A 15,794-nucleotide genomic window follows, 5' to 3' on the forward strand; every position below is an offset into this window, starting at 1 on the left:
CAGTTCTTCAATGAGGGGAGGGAGGTTCCTCGGCGCCGTTCACTGGGTGGGGGCTGTGACACTTGACGCCGAGGGAAGCTATCTGAGCTACGGTGACATGTTTGACAGTCGTTTGGGGCGGCGTAATGGTTCGAAAAAGGCCTTATTGTGGCCATTTCGCGTCAAATCCCTTGGTTCTTTCGGGCATTGGGACGTCGAACCGCAATGACAAAATATTACAACCATCACGACGCTCATACCGAATCTCGCTTGTCAGTTCGTGAATCAGATACCACCCGAAGCCCCCTTCTGGCAGGTCCTGCAGGCTGGTCTCAACTGAGGTCGGGGTCCCATCCGGAGGTTTGCAGCCGGGCAGCGGACGCCCCGTATCCGATACCAGAATGTCCAGCTGGTTGTGCTCCAACCGGCAACAGACCTGCACTTTGGCGGGTTCATTGCCAGAATAGGCATGTTCGACGACGTTGTTGATTGCTTCCGCCAAGGCGATCTTCACGTCGTCCGCTTTTTCAACAGGTAAGCCGTGTTTGGCCAGGCCTGCGCTCAATATTGCAATGCCGGCGCTGGCTTCCGCTTCAATTGCCGGAAAGCTCAACTGCAGGCAGGTTTGATCACTGGACGGCGTCACACACATCTACGTTGGCCGCGTTACTCTGCTTGCGCCGACAGCGCTTCGTCGAGGGAATCGAACAACCTGAAAACGGTATCCATTCGCGTCAGGCGAAACACTTTTTCGACCACGGGTTGCAGCCCGGCCAGATCCAACCGGCGTTCGCTTCCGATTTGTTTCATCGAGGCGACGATGGCCCCCAATCCGCTTGAATCAATGAATTCTACGCCTGCCAGGTCCAGAACGATGCGCGTTGCGTCGGTTTCTGTTTCGCGGCGCATGTCTTCCTTGAACTGGATTGCGATGGCCGCATCTATCCGTTCCGAATGAACGGTGATGATCTGTGCCTCTTCGGTAGTTGTGCTGGTCAGCCCCATGATTGACCGCCCTTTTCAGCTGAAATTGCGTCGTAGAAATACGCTAGACGGCAAATCTTACCATTCGGTATTCAAGTTCCGGCAAGAGGAGGGATTTCCGATGAAAGACGTAGTGATCGCAGGCGCAGCCCGTACACCTATGGGCGGGTTCCAGGGCATGTTTGATGGCGTTCCCGCTGCCGAACTTGGTGGAACCGCGATTCGCGCCGCCTTGCAGCAGGCGGGTGCGGAGACTGTCGACGAAGTCCTGATGGGCTGCGTGCTTCCGGCGGGGCAGGGACAGGCCCCAGCGCGTCAGGCGGGGTTTGCCGCCGGGTTGGGTGAAGAGGTGCCCGCCACGACCCTCAACAAAATGTGCGGCTCGGGTATGAAGGCCGCCATGATCGCGTTTGATCAGATCGCATTGGGCCACACAGATACCATGATCGCGGGCGGGATGGAGAGTATGACGAACGCGCCGTACATGCTGCCCAAGATGCGCGGCGGTGCGCGGATCGGGCACGGGCAGGTTGTGGATCATATGTTTCTGGATGGGCTTGAAGATGCCTATGACAAAGGCCGTCTGATGGGAACTTTTGCCGAAGACTGCGCCGAGACCTATCAGTTCACCCGCGAGGCGCAGGATGAATATGCGCTGCGATCCCTTTCGAACGCGTTGGCTGCCCAAGACAGTGGCGCGTTTGATGGGGAAATTGCCGCGGTTACGGTGCAAACCCGCAAGGGGGCGCTGGTGCTTGAGGCGGATGAGCAGCCCAAATCCGCCCGACCCGAGAAAATCCCGACGCTGAAACCAGCCTTCCGCAAAGACGGCACTGTAACGGCGGCAAATTCCTCCTCCATTTCTGACGGAGCGGCCGCTCTCGTTCTGGCCTCTGTAGACACCGCTGAGGCGAAAGGACTAACCGTCCGCGCGCGCGTTTTGGGCCACGCCAGCCATGCGCAGGCCCCGGGCCTGTTCACAACCGCTCCGGTTCCTGCGGCGCAAAAGCTGCTTGAGCGTCTGGGCTGGACCAAAGATGATGTGGACCTGTGGGAGGTGAACGAGGCCTTCGCCGTGGTTCCGATGGCTTTCATGCACGAATTGGGCCTGCCGCGCGACAAGGTCAACGTCAATGGCGGAGCCTGCGCCCTGGGTCACCCAATCGGCGCATCTGGTGCCCGGATCATGGTCACCCTTCTGAACGCTCTGGAAAAACGCGATCTGAAACGCGGGATCGCTGCGATCTGTATCGGAGGCGGAGAGGGCACGGCGATCGCCATCGAACGCGTTTGACCCTTCGCGCTTTTGCAAATACTCCGGGGACTGGGGGCGTCGCCACCCCAAGACCCGGATCGGAGCAGTGCCAATATGACCGTCGACTATGACACCCTCGCCAAAACCATCGCCTCCCTGACCGAAGGCGAAACCGATCAGGTCTCCCTGATGGCGACCATCGCGTGCGAGGTGCATCACGCCGATAATCGCTTTGACTGGACGGGGTTCTACCGCGTCACCGAACCGGGCCTGCTGAAGATCGGCCCGTATCAAGGCGGTCACGGCTGTCTAGTCATCCCGTTCGAGCGCGGCGTGTGCGGCGCAGCCGCGCGCACGGGTGAGGTGCAGCTGGTTCCGGATGTGGATGCCTTTCCTGGTCATATCGCCTGCGCATCTTCCACAAGGTCAGAGCTTGTTTTGCCGGTTCGCGATGACTCGGGCGCGGTTATTGCCGTGTTTGACATCGACAGCGACCAGCCGGATGCTTTCACGGATGTGGACGCGTCCGAACTGACGAAAATTCTTCAAGACGTGTTCTCTGCCTAAGCCTTTGTTATGTTTGGGTTTGGTCGCTGACTTACGACCTGTCATGAAAAAATGCTTTGAAATTTCACGGAACTGAGGCATCGTGAAAAACGTAGAAGGAATTTCACGAGAATCGGAGTCTGGCTTTGAACACGCAAACCCCTCAGCGCGCGACGCTCGGAGCGGACTTGCGGGCCTTGCGAAAGGCAAGGGGTTTGACGCTGACTGAAATTGCCGATCGCCTGAACCGCTCGGTCGGCTGGCTGAGTCAGGTCGAGCGGGACATGTCCGACCCTTCAATCTCGGACCTGCGTCAGATCGCGGAATGTCTGGGTGTTCCCATGTCGATGCTGTTTTCGCATTCTGCCGCTCCGGTTGAGGAGCAAGGCTATGTGGTTCGCGCCGTTTCACGACGTCCTATGGGCTCGGGTGAAGAAGGTCTGATCGAAGAACTGCTGTCGCCAGACCTGACCGATGATTTCGAGATGGTGCATTCCACGTTTGAGCCCCGATCCAAAATGCAAAAACCCGCGGACCGGCCAACGCAGGAGGTCGGATATATGATCTCGGGCCAACTGGACCTGACGATCGGTGCACGGCACTTCACGGTCGGGCCGGGCGATAGTTTCCGCATCAAGCACGAACCCTATCAATGGGCAAACCCCTATGATGAGCCCGCCGTGGCCATCTGGGTCATTGCACCACCGGTATACTGATGAGCTTTGAGGCCTGGACCATATTCGCGCTGTTCTGGGTGGTGTTCGTCACCACTCCGGGGCCGAATGCCGTCAATTGTATCTCAAACGGTATGAGCTTGCCCTTCCCGAAGGCGATGCTTGGTGTTCTTGCGATCCTGACACAGGCCAGCGCATTTCTGATCTTGTCAGCATTGGGTGTAACGGCCCTGATCGCAGCCTCACCTACCGCCTTCTTCTTCGCTAAACTGATCGGTGCGGGGTTTCTTATCTGGGTCGGTATTCGCGGATGGATCAACGCGAAACGGCCGGCGCCTGCCACTGAGCGCCCTGCGCGGCATGTCTATCTGCATGCGCTTGCGGTGGCGACAATCAATCCAAAAAGCGTTGCTGGCTATCTGGCGGCCTTTTCGCAATTCGTGCAGCCCGACGTGCCGATCTGGCAGCAGATGGGGGTGATCATGCCGACCGCTCTGATCATCACGACGCTCAGCTATACCGGCTTCACCCTATTGGGCGCGCTGATGGGCAAGGCGGCGTTGGGGGCTGTGTTCAATATCTGGGTCCGCCGGATCATGGCGACCTGTTTCATCATCTATGGCGTGTTGCTGGGTGCCAGCTCTGCGCCCGCAGCAAGGGGGTAGCTATATGCAGACGGGATCCTGCCTTTGCGGCAAAGTCGCGTTTACGATTAACGGAGACCTCTCGCCGCCCTCCGCCTGCCATTGCGGTCAGTGCCGCAAACAATCGGGTCATGTCTGGTCATCGACCTCGACACATCAGGACAACCTGAGCTTCACCGCCAGTGACACGCTGCGTTGGTTCCGCGCCTCAGAGACCGCACGGCGCGGGTTCTGCAGCGAGTGCGGCTCATTCCTGTTCTGGCAGCACAATGAAGAAGACACGATTTCGATCTCGATGGGCGCGCTCAGCGAACCAACAGGACTGAAACTCTCAAAGCACATCTTTGTCGCGGACAAGGGTGACTACTACGACATCTCAGACGATCTGCCCCAGCGGGCACAGTAACAGAGGATCAAAACACATGAGTGATTTTCCAACCAAGGCCCGTGTGGTCATCATCGGTGGCGGCGTTGTCGGCTGCTCGTCCCTGTATCATCTGGCGAAAAAGGGCTGGACGGACTGCGTTCTGCTGGAAAAGAACGAACTGACCGCGGGGTCTACATGGCATGCGGCGGGTAACGTGCCGACCTTCTCGACCTCATGGGCAATCATGAACATGCAGCGTTATTCGACCGAGCTGTATTCGCGTCTGGCCGAAGAGGTCGACTATCCGATGAACTACCACGTTTCGGGGTCGATCCGTTTGGCGCACAGTAAAGAGCGCATGCAGGAATTCGAACGCGCCATGTCGATGGGCCTGTACCAGGGCATCCCGATGGAGATGTGGACCCCAGAGCAGGCGAAAGAGCGCTACCCTTTCCTCGAAACACATGATCTGGAAGGCGTGCTGTACGACCCGACCGATGGCGACATCGACCCGGCGCAGCTGACACAAGCCTTCGCCAAAGGCGCGCGTGATCTGGGCCAAAAAATCATCCGCTTCTGCCCGGCCACCAATGTAACGCAGCACGACGACGGCACTTGGACCGTTCACACCGAAAAGGGCGACATCGCCTGCGACTATGTTGTCAACGCGGCCGGTTACTACGCGCAGCGTGTAGGTGAGATGTTCAAACCCTATGGCGGCCGCATGGTGCCTGCGATGGTCATGAGCCACCAGTACCTGCTGACCGATGAAGTCCCCGAGGTTGAGGCATGGTCGAAAGAAAACGGCGGCAAGCTGCCTCTGCTGCGCGACGTGGATATCTCATACTACCTGCGTCAGGAAAAGAACGGCTTCAACCTTGGTCCCTATGAGCCCAACTGCAAGGGCGAGTGGATGACCGAAGACGATCCGATGCCCGAGGATTTCAGCTTCCAGCTTTGGAACGACGATCTGGACCGGATTGAGGACATCATCACCGACGCGATGGAACGGGTTCCGCTGATGGCAACCTCGGGGGTTGGCCGCGTGATTAACGGCCCGATCCCATACGCGCCAGACGGATTGCCGATGATCGGCCCGATGCCCGGTGTGAAAAACGCGTTCGAAGCACACAGCTTTACCTTCGGCATCGCGCAAGGCGGTGGTGCAGGCAAAGTGCTGGCCGAATGGATCGTCGATGGCCACACCGAGTGGGATATGTGGGCCGTCGATCCGCGCCGCTACACCGACTACACCGATCAGGACTATTGCAACCAGAAGGGTATGGAGGTTTACGGCAACGAATATGCCATGCACTTCCCGCACCACGAATGGCCCGCAGCGCGCGAAAAAAAGCTGTCACCAGTCCATGCCAAGGTCAAGGAACTGGGCGGCGTCATGGGCGTCTATAACGGCTGGGAACGCGCCAACTGGTTTGCAAAGCCGGGCGACGACACCTCGCTTGAGGCCACGCATACATGGGGTCGCTCGGGCCCGTGGGAGCAGCGCATCAAGGAAGAGTGCGAAGCTGTCCGCGACAATTGCGGTGTGCTGGACCTGCCGGGTTTCTCGCGTTTCATGGTCAAAGGTGAAGGAGCGGCAGAAGCTCTGCGTGGCCTGATCACCGGTGGTCTGCCCAAGATTGGCCGCATCAACCTCGTCTACATTTCGGACGACCGTGGCCGTATCCTGACCGAGATGTCCTGTATCCGACTAGGCGAGGATGAGTTCGTGATGATCACAGCCGCCACCGCGCAGTGGCACGACCGCGACATCCTGATGTCCGCCATGCCCTCTAGCGTTTCAGTCGAGGACGTCACTACCACTCGTGACACGCTGATCGTGACCGGCCCGAAATCGCGCGAGATCCTCTCGGGACTCAGCGATGCGGATCTGTCCACCGGCTGGCTGACGCATCAGTCCGCGACGGTTGCGGGCAAACCAGCCTTCCTGATCCGCGTCTCCTTTGCCGGAGAGCTGGGTTGGGAGGTTCACGCCCTCAACGAAGACATGCCAGCCATCTACGACGCCATCCTAGACGCGGGTGCAACCCCGTTCGGTATGTACGCCCTGAACTCGCTGCGGATCGAGAAGGGCTACCGTGCTTGGAAGGGCGATCTGTCGACCGATTACTCGCTGCTGGAAGGTGGGCTGGAGCGCTTCGTTAAACTGGATAAACCGCAAGACTTCCCCGGCAAGGCCGCGATCCTGAACGAAAAGCAACAGGGCGTGAAGAAATCCTTTGTCACGCTGACAGTGGACGCAGGCGATTGCGACGCGCCTTACATGTCCTGCATTTGGCAGGGCGATCAGATCGTGGGCGAGACCACCTCGGGCGCATGGGGCTATCGCGTTGGCAAGTCCATCGCGTTGGGCATGGTCAAGACCGACGTCGCAAACCCGGGCACAGAGCTTGAGGTTGAGATCTACGGCCAGAAGTACCGCGCCGTTGTTCAGGAAGACCAGCCGCTCTGGGATCCCGCCAACGAGCGTCTGCGTGCCTGATCCCTTTGGGGATTGCCAAATTGGTACAAAACTCCAAGCTGGGGCCCATGGCGGGCCCCAGTCTGCCTTTCACCAAAGTCCAAATCGGAAGGCTGAAATGACGATCCCTGCACATATGTCCGGCGTTTACCTCACTCATCACGGCGGGCCGGAGGCTTTACAGTGGCGCGAGGATATTCCCGTTCCAACGCCCGGTCCCGGGCAGGTTCTGGTCCGCGTCGCAGCTGCCGGGGTCAACAACACGGATATCAATACGCGGGTCGGGTGGTACTCCTCGGACGTGACCGGGGCCACCGATGACGTCGATCAGGATGTCGATGCCGGAGGGTGGGGCGGCGCGCTGCAGTTCCCTCGAATTCAAGGCGGCGACCTGTGCGGCATCGTCGAAGCGGTCGGTCCGAGTGCAGAGTTCCAACCCGGTCAGCGCGTGACCTGCCCAATCAATTTGCCGCGCCCGCGACCCGGCCATCCGCAGGGGTTCATTGCCTTAGGCTCGGAGATCGACGGAGCCTTTGCCCAATACTGTCTGGTGGAGGCGGATGATCTCTACGATGTCTCCGCTTCGCCTTTTTCAGATACCGAGATCGCAGCCATTCCCTGCGCCTATGGCACGGCCGAGAACCTTTTGACCCGCGCCGGGGTCACAGCTGGCCACAAGGTGCTTATCACAGGCGCTTCGGGCGGTGTTGGGCTGGCCGCTGTGCAACTGGCCCGCCTGCGCGGCGCGTCTGTGTTTGGCGTAACCGGGGCCGCCAAGGCCGAGGTTGTGAAATCCCAAGGCGCGGTTGAGACCTTTGATCGCGATGCTGCGTTGCCTGCAGACATGTTCGACGTCGTGATCGACGTGGTTGGAGGCCCTAAATGGGCGGGCCTCATGCTGGCCCTGAAACCCGGCGGGCACTACGCTGTATCAGGTGCGATTGCAGGTCCGATGGTGCAGGCCGATCTGCGCGAAATCTACCTGCGCGATATCACCATTCACGGCTGCACTCACCAGCCGCCCGAGGTGTTTGGCCGTCTGGTTGAGCTGATGAACGCTGGTCGGATCAAGCCTTTGATTTCCCGCACCTATCCCCTAAGGGATATTGCCAAGGCACAAGAGGATTTCCAATCCAAAGCGTTGCCGGGGAAATTGGTGCTGATCCCGTAAGGAGTTTATGACATGGCCGAAATTACTCTGTTAGATGGCTCGATCGGGCAGGAGCTGGTCAAGCGCAGCGGCAAACAACCGACGCCGCTTTGGTCGACGCGGGTGATGATCGATCGTCCGGAATTGGTGCGCGAGGTTCATGCGGAATACTTCCGGCGCGGGGCCACAGTTGCGACAACCAACACCTATGCCGTCCACCGCTCGCGCCTTGTGCGCGAAGGGATCGAGGACCAGTTGGCGCAATTGATCCACACCGCCGTATCTCAGGCCGATCTGGCGCGCGCAGGAAACGGAGGGCGCATCGCTGGGGCGTTGGGGCCGCTATTGGCCTCCTACAGACCCGATCTTGAGCCTGATCCGGAGGAGGCCGGACGCAAATTCGCTGAACTGGTCGCGCTTATGGGGGATGGTGTGGACCTGATCCTGATCGAAACCGTCTCGTCGGTGATGGAGGCCGAAGGCGCCCTAAGGGGCACTGCTGGCTGCGGGAAACCTGTGTGGCTGGCCCTGTCTCCGATGGATGAGGACGGAACGCGTCTGCGATCCGGCGAGCCGTTGGATCAGATTGCCCCCTTGGTCGAGGGTTACAATCCGCAAGCGGTGCTGATCAACTGCACCCGTCCCGAAGCGGTTCCAGCCGGGCTTGAGATATTGTCAGGGATGGGGCTGCCCTACGGCGCCTATGCCAACGGCTTCACCCATATCGCCGAGGGGTTTTTGCAAGACGCTCCCACGGTTGATAGTCTCGCACAGCGCCACGACCTAAGCCCCGAGGCCTATGCCGACCACGCGATGGCCTGGGTCGACCAAGGCGCGACAATTGTTGGCGGATGCTGCGAGATCGGCCCGGATCATATCGAGGCCCTCGCGCGTCGCCTGAAGTCAGCCGGTCATCGGATCGTCTGAACCGACAAGGGAAAGGTATGTCCGAGACACCATCGCCACCCCCCACCACGCGTCAGACCAGCCCCGTGCATTTCGACATTCTGGTGGCGCCGGGCTTTGTGCTGCTGGAACTCGCGTCGCTGGTGGATGTTCTACGGATTTCCAATCGGGTGTCTGCGACGCCGCCGTTCACCTATACCTACCGATCCCTGCGTGGCGGTCCGATCGCCAGCAGCAGCGACGCAACGGTTCAGACCGAAACCATCCCGAACCAACCCGATGCCACCTATCTGTTTGTGATTGGCAACTCGGACCCGGATCACCCCGACCTGTCTTTGGGCCGAGTGGTGTCGAACTATACCTACCGCGGCGCGCGGGTGTTTTTGTTGGCTGAGGCGGCAAGCCGGTATATCGACGAGCAAGGTACAGCCGATCTGGCAACCCATTGGGAAAACGCCTCATTCCTGCGTGAGCGCGGTGCACGGTTCGAAGCGAAACTGTCCATCGCAACCGAGCGCGGCGCAGTCGTCACCTGTGCAGGTATGGGGGCCACCACCGATATCGCACTGGTCGTGATCGGGCGCCATATCTCGGGGCCCACGCAATTGACTGTGGCGGACGTCATGCTGCATGAAAATATCCGCGATTTTTCGTCGATGCAGCCGTTCTCGGGCGCGAAAAACACCGCGACTGGGGACAAGAAACTGGATCAGTGCATCAAGCTGATGCAGGCCAATATCGAAGACCCTTTGCCGATCCAGGACCTTGTTGACAGCCTGAATATCTCGAATCGATCGCTCGAGCGGAAGTTCAAGGCGTTCTTCGGCACTACACCCAACGGGTTCTATCGTGAAATGCGGTTGGCTAAAGCCAATAACCTTCTACTGAATACCACCATGAGCGTGCGCGAAATAGGTTTGGCCTGCGGTTTCCCGAACGGGTTCTCATCGGTTTACCGGAGTTTTTTCGGTGTGACGCCCTTTGTGATACGCCAACAAAAGAGACAAGCCGCGCAGAGATGATTTTTGCGGATGCGATGACGTTTTTGATGGATTCTGCGCCGATTTTTCATGCCATTCAGGGACAAACCTGAACGAACGGAGTCTGCATTATGGTTGATCTTCCCAGCAAGGCCCGCGTGGTCATCATCGGCGGCGGCGTGATCGGATGCTCGGTTGCCTATCACCTGACCAAGAAGGGCTGGAAAGATGTTGTACTGCTTGAGCGTAAGCAGCTGACCAGCGGCACCACCTGGCACGCAGCCGGTCTGATCGCCCAGCTACGCGCGACGGCGAACATGACCAAGCTGGCGAAGTACAGTCAGGAGCTCTACGGCTCGCTCGAGGAAGAAACCGGTGTCGCGACGGGCTTCAAACGCTGCGGCTCGATCACTGTCGCGCTGACCGAAGAGCGTAAGGAAGAGATCTACCGCCAGGCCGCCATGGCCCGCGCCTTTGGGGTCGAAGTCGAAGAGATCTCGAACGAGCGCGTGGCCGAGCTGTATCCGCATCTGAATATCGAAGACGTCAAGGGGGCTGTGTATCTGCCGCTGGACGGGCAGGGTGACCCGGCGAATATCGCGCTTGCTCTGGCCAAAGGTGCGCGCCAGCGCGGTGGCATTGTTAAAGAACGCGTGAAGGTCACCGATGTCGTCAGGCAAGGGCGCAAGGTCACCGGCGTCGACTGGGTGGCCGACGATGGCAGCGCCTCGGGTCATATCGAATGCGATATGGTGGTGAACTGCGCCGGGATGTGGGGCCACGAAGTGGGTCGCATGGCGGGCGTGAACGTTCCGCTGCATGCCTGTGAGCATTTCTACATCGTGACCGAGGGCATCGATGGCCTGACCCAGCTGCCGGTGCTGCGCGTCCCGGATGAATGCGCTTACTACAAGGAAGACGCTGGCAAAATCCTGCTGGGTGCATTTGAACCCAACGCCAAGCCTTGGGGCATGAATGGTATCCCCGACAGCTTTGAGTTCGACCAGTTGCCCGAGGATTTCGACCATTTTGAACCAATCCTCGAAGCGGCGGTGAACCGTATGCCGATGCTGGCCGAAGCCGGGATTCACACCTTCTTCAACGGACCTGAATCTTTCACTCCCGATGATGCCTATCACTTGGGTCTTGCGCCCGAGATGGACAATGTCTGGGTCGCGGCGGGCTTTAACTCCATTGGTATCCAGTCGGCCGGTGGCGCGGGCATGGCGCTGGCCGAATGGATGGACAGCGGTGAGAAGCCGTTTGATCTGGGCGATGTCGACATCAGCCGGATGCAGCCCTTCCAAGGCAACAAGCAGTACCTGTTCGAGCGCTCGAAAGAGACTCTGGGCCTGCTCTACGCCGATCACTTCCCCTACCGTCAGAAAGCCACCGCACGCGGAGTGCGGCGAACTCCGTTTCACCATCACCTGTTGGAACAAGGCGCGGTCATGGGGGAATTGGCCGGTTGGGAACGCGCCAACTGGTTCGCCAATGAAGGTCAGGAACGGGAATACCAATATAGCTGGAAGCGTCAGAACTGGTTCGAAAACTCTGCCGCAGAACACCGCGCCGTGCGCGAGAATGTCGGCATGTATGACATGTCCTCCTTCGGGAAAATCCGCGTCGAAGGTCCGGATGCCGAGGCATTCATGAACTACATCGGCGGCGGCGACTACTCGGTGCCGAACGGCAAGATTGTCTACACCCAGTTCCTGAACCGCACCGGCGGGATCGAGGCCGACGTAACCGTGACCCGCCTGACCGAGACCGCCTATTTAGTCGTCACGCCAGCCGCGACCCGTCTGTCAGATCAAACATGGATGCAGCGTCATGCAGGCAACTTCAACGTCGTCATCACGGATGTGACCGCCGGCGAAGGCGTTTTGGCCATCATGGGACCGAACGCGCGCGCTTTGCTCGAAAGAGTCTCACCCAACGATTTCTCGAACGCGGCCAACCCATTTGGTACCGCGCAAGAGATCGAGCTTGGCATGGGCCTCGCCCGCGCGCACCGCGTCACCTATGTGGGAGAGCTGGGGTGGGAGATCTATGTCTCTTCAGACATGGCAGGTCATGCCTTCGAGACGCTGCACGCAGCTGGGCAGAATATGGGTCTTAAGCTGTGCGGCATGCACATGATGGACAGCTGCCGCATCGAAAAGGGCTTCCGCCATTTTGGGCATGACATCACCTGTGAAGACCACGTGGTTGATGCCGGGCTTGGTTTTGCCGTGAAGGTCGACAAGGGCTGTGACTTCATCGGCCGCGAAGCCGTGATTGCGCGCAAAGAGAGCGGGCCCAAAAACCGTCTCGTGCAGTTCAAGCTGACGGATGCCGAGCCTCTGTTGTTCCACAACGAACCGATTGTGCGCGATGGTGAGTATGTCGGCTACCTGAGTTCCGGCAACTACGGGCACACTCTGGGTGGCGCAATCGGTCTGGGTTACGTGCCGTGCGAAGGCGAAAAAGCTGCGGATGTTCTGGCATCGAGCTACGAGATCGACGTTTGTGGTGTCAAAGTGAAGGCCGAGGCGTCTTTGAAGCCGATGTATGATCCCAAGTCCGAGCGCGTGAAAGTTTAAACCGCAGAGCAGGGGGGCTCTGCCCCCGCCGCGGCAAGCCGCGACTCCCCCGGGATATTTTTAGCCAGATGAAGCAGGGGATCCAGTCTTCATCTGGCTAAAAATATCCCGGAGCGCGAGGCAGAGCCTCGCTAAAAAGCACGGTTTCGAAGTCGACCCATCACAATTCGTTATGTGCGACTTCACTGTTTTCAGAGTTTTCAACCCTTCAGGAACTGCCGTAAATGGGTCCGATACTTGTCGGAGATTTCCCGTGGCGACTGCCTCCTCACCTTCACAAAATGCGGATACCCCAAAAGGGTTTGTGCTGGCGGTTTCAGCCTATGTCATGTGGGGTTTCCTGCCTCTCTATATGAAAGCGCTGAGCCATATTGGCCCGGTTGAGGTTGTGGCGCATCGAGTAATCTGGTCGGTGCCGGTGGCAGGGCTTCTTCTGGTCATTCTGAGGCGGACCCGAGACCTTAGGGCGGCGTTGGGCAATCCCAAGATGTTGGGAATGGCGGCGTTGACGGCGGGGCTGATCTCGGTGAACTGGGCGATTTATGTCTGGGCGATCTCAACCGGCCATGCGTTGGATGCAGCGCTAGGGTATTATATCAACCCTTTGTTCAGTATCGCCTTGGGCGCTGTGTTGCTGCGAGAACCTCTGACGCGCATGCAACTGGTTGCTGTTGGTCTGGCGGCTTTGGGCGTTTTGGTTCTGGTGGTCGAGGCTGGGCGTCTTCCTTGGGCGGCGCTGGGTTTAATGGTGAGTTGGGGATTCTACGCGTTCTTCAAAAGGTCTTTGCCGATTGGCCCCAATCAGGGGTTTCTGCTTGAGGTTCTGATCCTTTTGATCCCTGCAATCGCATATGTGACGTGGCTGGGTGTTCAGGGGACTGGGCATTTCGGGGTGTTGGCATCGGATACTGTTTTGTTGTCCTGTGCAGGCGTCGTGACGGCGGTGCCTTTGCTGGTCTACGCCAATGGGGCCAAACTCGTTAGGCTGTCGACAATGGGTATCCTGCAGTACATCGCGCCGACCATGATCTTTATCACCGCAGTCGCCGTGTTCGGAGAACATATCGACCGGGCCCGCATGATTGCCTTCCCTCTGATCTGGGCGGCGCTTGTGGTGTATTCGATCCCGATGATCCGGCAGGCGCGGGCTCAGGCCTGAAGCAGAAGCCGCGCGGCGCTTTCAGCCCAAATCGCGTAGGTTTTGGGGCTGGGGTGGTATCCATCCGGCGCGGCCAGAGCGGGATCATCCGGTAAATCCAGCGACAAGTGTCGGAGTTGCGGATGGGCGGCAACGACCTGTCGCAGACCACGATCCAAGCGCTCGGATTGTCGACCCAATACCCATGCCAAAGGATGGGGCAGGGACGGAAATCGATTCATCTGTGGCACTGCTGTCACCACGACGCGTCGCGCTCCGAGGCGTTGGGTCAGTATCCGTGCCAACTGGTTTTGCCGTTCGACGAAGCGCGCATAGGTCACGCCTCGGGTCACGTCGTTCACGCCGAGCGCGGTGACGACCGCATCGTATGTGCCATCAATTGCCTGCAACCTCTCAAGCGTGTCTCGTGTCGTGTGTCCGGTTGTCGCCTCAAGCCGCCATTCGACCGAGTGATGCCGCGCCAAGTGTTTGACCAAATGGCCTGACAGCGCCTGATCCTGTGTGCCCGCGCCAACGCCAGCGGCAGAACTGTCGCCCACAATCAACAGGCGCAGGCGAGGTCCACGGCCTATTCGCCCTTCGCGCGGACCAATAGGTTCCGGCAGCAACTGGGCTTTGCGGCGCACAGCCAAGCCCTGAGCGGCCAGAACTGGCAGAAGGGGCACGCGCAGAATCTGATCGGCGGCAAGCGGATTTGACATGATCAGCTTAGCGCGGATTTGAATTCCAGAAACCGCGGGTCGGTCATCACACGGGCCATCATCGCCTCACGCAGGGCGCCAATGGTTTTGTGAGGGCGCATCACGACCTCGAACTGCTGGATCAATCCGTCGTCGTTCAGCGTGATCAGGTCCACGCCGACCGCATCCAGATCTCCGACCTTGCATTGAAACTCAAGCGCCCAGTCATTGCCGCTGCCCATGATCCGTCGATAGCGGAAGTCGGAAAATACCTTGCCCACATGGCCCAATACGGCCGCAACCGGCGCGCGGCCGGTCCACGTGCTGTAATAAGTGGGCGGCATGAAGCGGACGTCCTCGGCCAAAAGCTCATGAATGAGGGCTTCGTCCCCTTTGGCGACAACCTCTTGCATGCGTTCGATTGTTGGATGCATGTCCTCTCCCCTTCTTTCCTCAACGGTTCACGATAAGCGCGCCGCACGCAAGGACGACGTTGCGGGAAGGGACGCTGTGGGATAGGCACGCGGGCATGAGCGAGACCTACGATCCCCCCCAGACGCCACTGGATGTGCTGCATGAAGATGCGCAACTGATTGTGGTGAACAAACCCTCGGGCTTGTTGTCGGTGCCGGGGCGGGGTGCGCATTTGGCGGATTGCCTGCTGACCCGTGTGCAGGCGGTGTTTCCGCAGGCCCTGCTGGTGCATCGATTGGACCGGGACACCTCGGGCGTGATGGTGTTTGCGCAGACGCCCCACGCGCAACGCAATCTGAGCATGCAGTTCGAGCAGCGCCAAACCCGCAAAACCTACATTGCCCGTGTTTGGGGGCGGCTGGAAGCCAAGACGGGCACGGTTGATCTGCCGCTGATCGTCGACTGGCCGAACCGACCGCGCCAGATGGTGTGTCATGATACGGGCAAGCAGGCCGTCACCGATTGGCGTGTCGTCAAATATGAAGGGGACACGACGCGCGTGCGGCTGTTTCCGAAAACCGGTCGCTCGCATCAGTTGCGTGTTCACATGCTGACCTTGGGCCACCCGATTCTGGGTGACCCGTTTTACGCCGAAGGCGCCGCGCGCGATTTCCCACGCCTTATGCTGCATTCCGAGGAATTGCGCCTGAAAAGCCCCGAAGGGGGCGTTGCGATGAAGTTTCGTGCCAAGGCGGATTTCTAGGTTCAGGCCACGTTGGTCCACAACAGTTTCAGGTTCCCGAGAGAAAACCTACGCGATCTTTTGCGGCGCGCGGGTTGTGCGCGGTGTCGATCTGCGGCTAGTTCACGCTCGATCTCATAGGCGCGAAGGGTGTGATCCTGCGACCAGCGTTCAAGTTTCAGATGCATCAGAACATGGTTGTCCAGACTGGGCATATTGGGCCTCCGGGTTTTTGAAATCCAACCCA

17 protein-coding genes are annotated in these 15,794 nt (G+C 59.2%); 12 read left to right on the top strand and 5 right to left on the bottom strand.

Going from position 1 to position 15,794, the window contains the following annotated elements; genetic code table 11:
* Positions 1–142: 142 nt before the first annotated feature.
* On the bottom strand, positions 143–592 hold the full coding sequence (locus tag ACR0AI_RS15400) for an ATP-binding protein (RefSeq protein WP_480701387.1): 450 nt from the start codon (positions 590–592) through the stop codon (positions 143–145).
* Positions 593–645: 53 nt separating this feature from the next.
* Complete coding sequence (locus tag ACR0AI_RS15405; protein ID WP_480675197.1) at positions 646–984, bottom strand: STAS domain-containing protein; 339 nt, start codon at positions 982–984, stop codon at positions 646–648.
* A gap of 100 nt (positions 985–1,084) precedes the next feature.
* On the opposite strand from ACR0AI_RS15405, the gene ACR0AI_RS15410 reads away from it, so the two are divergent.
* The 11 genes from ACR0AI_RS15410 (at position 1,085) to rarD (ending at position 13,711) form a co-directional block, all read left to right on the top strand.
* Entirely contained in the window at positions 1,085–2,257 is a 1,173-nt protein-coding gene (locus ACR0AI_RS15410) for a thiolase family protein (protein WP_480675195.1), read from the top strand.
* A 75-nt stretch (positions 2,258–2,332) separates the two neighbouring features.
* On the top strand, positions 2,333–2,785 hold the full coding sequence (locus tag ACR0AI_RS15415) for a GAF domain-containing protein (RefSeq protein ID WP_480540248.1): 453 nt from the start codon (positions 2,333–2,335) through the stop codon (positions 2,783–2,785).
* A gap of 125 nt (positions 2,786–2,910) precedes the next feature.
* Complete coding sequence (locus tag ACR0AI_RS15420) at positions 2,911–3,480, top strand: helix-turn-helix domain-containing protein (protein WP_170375545.1); 570 nt, start codon at positions 2,911–2,913, stop codon at positions 3,478–3,480.
* Entirely contained in the window at positions 3,480–4,103 is a 624-nt protein-coding gene (locus tag ACR0AI_RS15425; RefSeq protein ID WP_480675193.1) for a LysE family translocator, read from the top strand. The genes ACR0AI_RS15420 and ACR0AI_RS15425 overlap by 1 nt, the downstream gene beginning before the upstream one ends.
* Before the next feature lie 4 nt (positions 4,104–4,107).
* Positions 4,108–4,488 carry a GFA family protein gene (locus ACR0AI_RS15430; RefSeq protein ID WP_480675191.1) on the top strand — a complete coding sequence of 127 codons (381 nt, stop codon included), beginning with the start codon at positions 4,108–4,110 and terminating at the stop codon, positions 4,486–4,488.
* A 16-nt stretch (positions 4,489–4,504) separates the two neighbouring features.
* Complete coding sequence (locus tag ACR0AI_RS15435; protein ID WP_480675189.1) at positions 4,505–6,952, top strand: GcvT family protein; 2,448 nt, start codon at positions 4,505–4,507, stop codon at positions 6,950–6,952.
* 97 nt (positions 6,953–7,049) lie between these two features.
* On the top strand, positions 7,050–8,102 hold the full coding sequence (locus ACR0AI_RS15440) for an alcohol dehydrogenase family protein (RefSeq protein ID WP_480675187.1): 1,053 nt from the start codon (positions 7,050–7,052) through the stop codon (positions 8,100–8,102).
* 12 nt (positions 8,103–8,114) lie between these two features.
* Complete coding sequence (locus tag ACR0AI_RS15445) at positions 8,115–9,008, top strand: homocysteine S-methyltransferase family protein (protein ID WP_480675186.1); 894 nt, start codon at positions 8,115–8,117, stop codon at positions 9,006–9,008.
* Between the two features lie 17 nt (positions 9,009–9,025).
* Complete coding sequence (locus tag ACR0AI_RS15450) at positions 9,026–10,009, top strand: GlxA family transcriptional regulator (RefSeq protein ID WP_480675184.1); 984 nt, start codon at positions 9,026–9,028, stop codon at positions 10,007–10,009.
* A gap of 89 nt (positions 10,010–10,098) precedes the next feature.
* The gene (locus tag ACR0AI_RS15455) at positions 10,099–12,552 is read left to right on the top strand and encodes a GcvT family protein (RefSeq protein WP_480675182.1); all 2,454 of its coding nucleotides are present in this window, start codon (positions 10,099–10,101) and stop codon (positions 12,550–12,552) included.
* A gap of 253 nt (positions 12,553–12,805) precedes the next feature.
* Positions 12,806–13,711: an EamA family transporter RarD gene (gene rarD / locus ACR0AI_RS15460; RefSeq protein WP_480675180.1), complete on the top strand. Its 906-nt coding sequence runs from the start codon at positions 12,806–12,808 to the stop codon at positions 13,709–13,711.
* On the opposite strand, the gene ACR0AI_RS15465 is transcribed toward rarD, so the two are convergent.
* Positions 13,702–14,412, bottom strand: coding sequence for an SGNH/GDSL hydrolase family protein (locus tag ACR0AI_RS15465; protein WP_480675178.1), 711 nt, complete (start codon positions 14,410–14,412; stop codon positions 13,702–13,704). The two genes, rarD and ACR0AI_RS15465, sit on opposite strands and share 10 nt — an antisense overlap.
* Positions 14,413–14,414: 2 nt before the next feature.
* Positions 14,415–14,825 carry a nuclear transport factor 2 family protein gene (locus ACR0AI_RS15470; RefSeq protein WP_170552449.1) on the bottom strand — a complete coding sequence of 137 codons (411 nt, stop codon included), beginning with the start codon at positions 14,823–14,825 and terminating at the stop codon, positions 14,415–14,417.
* 95 nt (positions 14,826–14,920) lie between these two features.
* Here ACR0AI_RS15470 and ACR0AI_RS15475 point away from each other — a divergent pair, with 95 nt between their 5' ends.
* Entirely contained in the window at positions 14,921–15,568 is a 648-nt protein-coding gene (locus ACR0AI_RS15475; protein ID WP_170552452.1) for an RluA family pseudouridine synthase, read from the top strand.
* A 2-nt stretch (positions 15,569–15,570) separates the two neighbouring features.
* Here ACR0AI_RS15475 and ACR0AI_RS15480 read toward each other — a convergent pair whose 3' ends face one another.
* On the bottom strand, positions 15,571–15,762 hold the full coding sequence (locus ACR0AI_RS15480; protein WP_170471344.1) for a hypothetical protein: 192 nt from the start codon (positions 15,760–15,762) through the stop codon (positions 15,571–15,573).
* Between the last annotated feature and the right edge of the window lie 32 nt (positions 15,763–15,794).

It is taken from the genome of Ruegeria sp. BG3 (genome assembly GCF_056538485.1).

Excerpts from the sequence above, each read along its gene's own strand:
- ACR0AI_RS15435 (WP_480675189.1), top strand. The coding sequence starts at position 4,505 with ATGAGTGATTTTCCAACCAAGGCCCGTGTGGTCATCATCGGTGGCGGC.
- ACR0AI_RS15430 (WP_480675191.1), top strand. The coding sequence starts at position 4,108 with ATGCAGACGGGATCCTGCCTTTGCGGCAAAGTCGCGTTTACGATTAAC.
- ACR0AI_RS15450 (WP_480675184.1), top strand. The coding sequence starts at position 9,026 with ATGTCCGAGACACCATCGCCACCCCCCACCACGCGTCAGACCAGCCCC.
- ACR0AI_RS15465 (WP_480675178.1), bottom strand. The coding sequence starts at position 14,412 with ATGTCAAATCCGCTTGCCGCCGATCAGATTCTGCGCGTGCCCCTTCTG.
- ACR0AI_RS15415 (WP_480540248.1), top strand. The coding sequence starts at position 2,333 with ATGACCGTCGACTATGACACCCTCGCCAAAACCATCGCCTCCCTGACC.
- ACR0AI_RS15445 (WP_480675186.1), top strand. The coding sequence starts at position 8,115 with ATGGCCGAAATTACTCTGTTAGATGGCTCGATCGGGCAGGAGCTGGTC.
- ACR0AI_RS15475 (WP_170552452.1), top strand. The coding sequence starts at position 14,921 with ATGAGCGAGACCTACGATCCCCCCCAGACGCCACTGGATGTGCTGCAT.
- ACR0AI_RS15440 (WP_480675187.1), top strand. The coding sequence starts at position 7,050 with ATGACGATCCCTGCACATATGTCCGGCGTTTACCTCACTCATCACGGC.
- ACR0AI_RS15410 (WP_480675195.1), top strand. The coding sequence starts at position 1,085 with ATGAAAGACGTAGTGATCGCAGGCGCAGCCCGTACACCTATGGGCGGG.
- ACR0AI_RS15480 (WP_170471344.1), bottom strand. The coding sequence starts at position 15,762 with ATGCCCAGTCTGGACAACCATGTTCTGATGCATCTGAAACTTGAACGC.
- ACR0AI_RS15455 (WP_480675182.1), top strand. The coding sequence starts at position 10,099 with ATGGTTGATCTTCCCAGCAAGGCCCGCGTGGTCATCATCGGCGGCGGC.
- ACR0AI_RS15470 (WP_170552449.1), bottom strand. The coding sequence starts at position 14,825 with ATGCATCCAACAATCGAACGCATGCAAGAGGTTGTCGCCAAAGGGGAC.
- ACR0AI_RS15425 (WP_480675193.1), top strand. The coding sequence starts at position 3,480 with ATGAGCTTTGAGGCCTGGACCATATTCGCGCTGTTCTGGGTGGTGTTC.
- ACR0AI_RS15405 (WP_480675197.1), bottom strand. The coding sequence starts at position 984 with ATGGGGCTGACCAGCACAACTACCGAAGAGGCACAGATCATCACCGTT.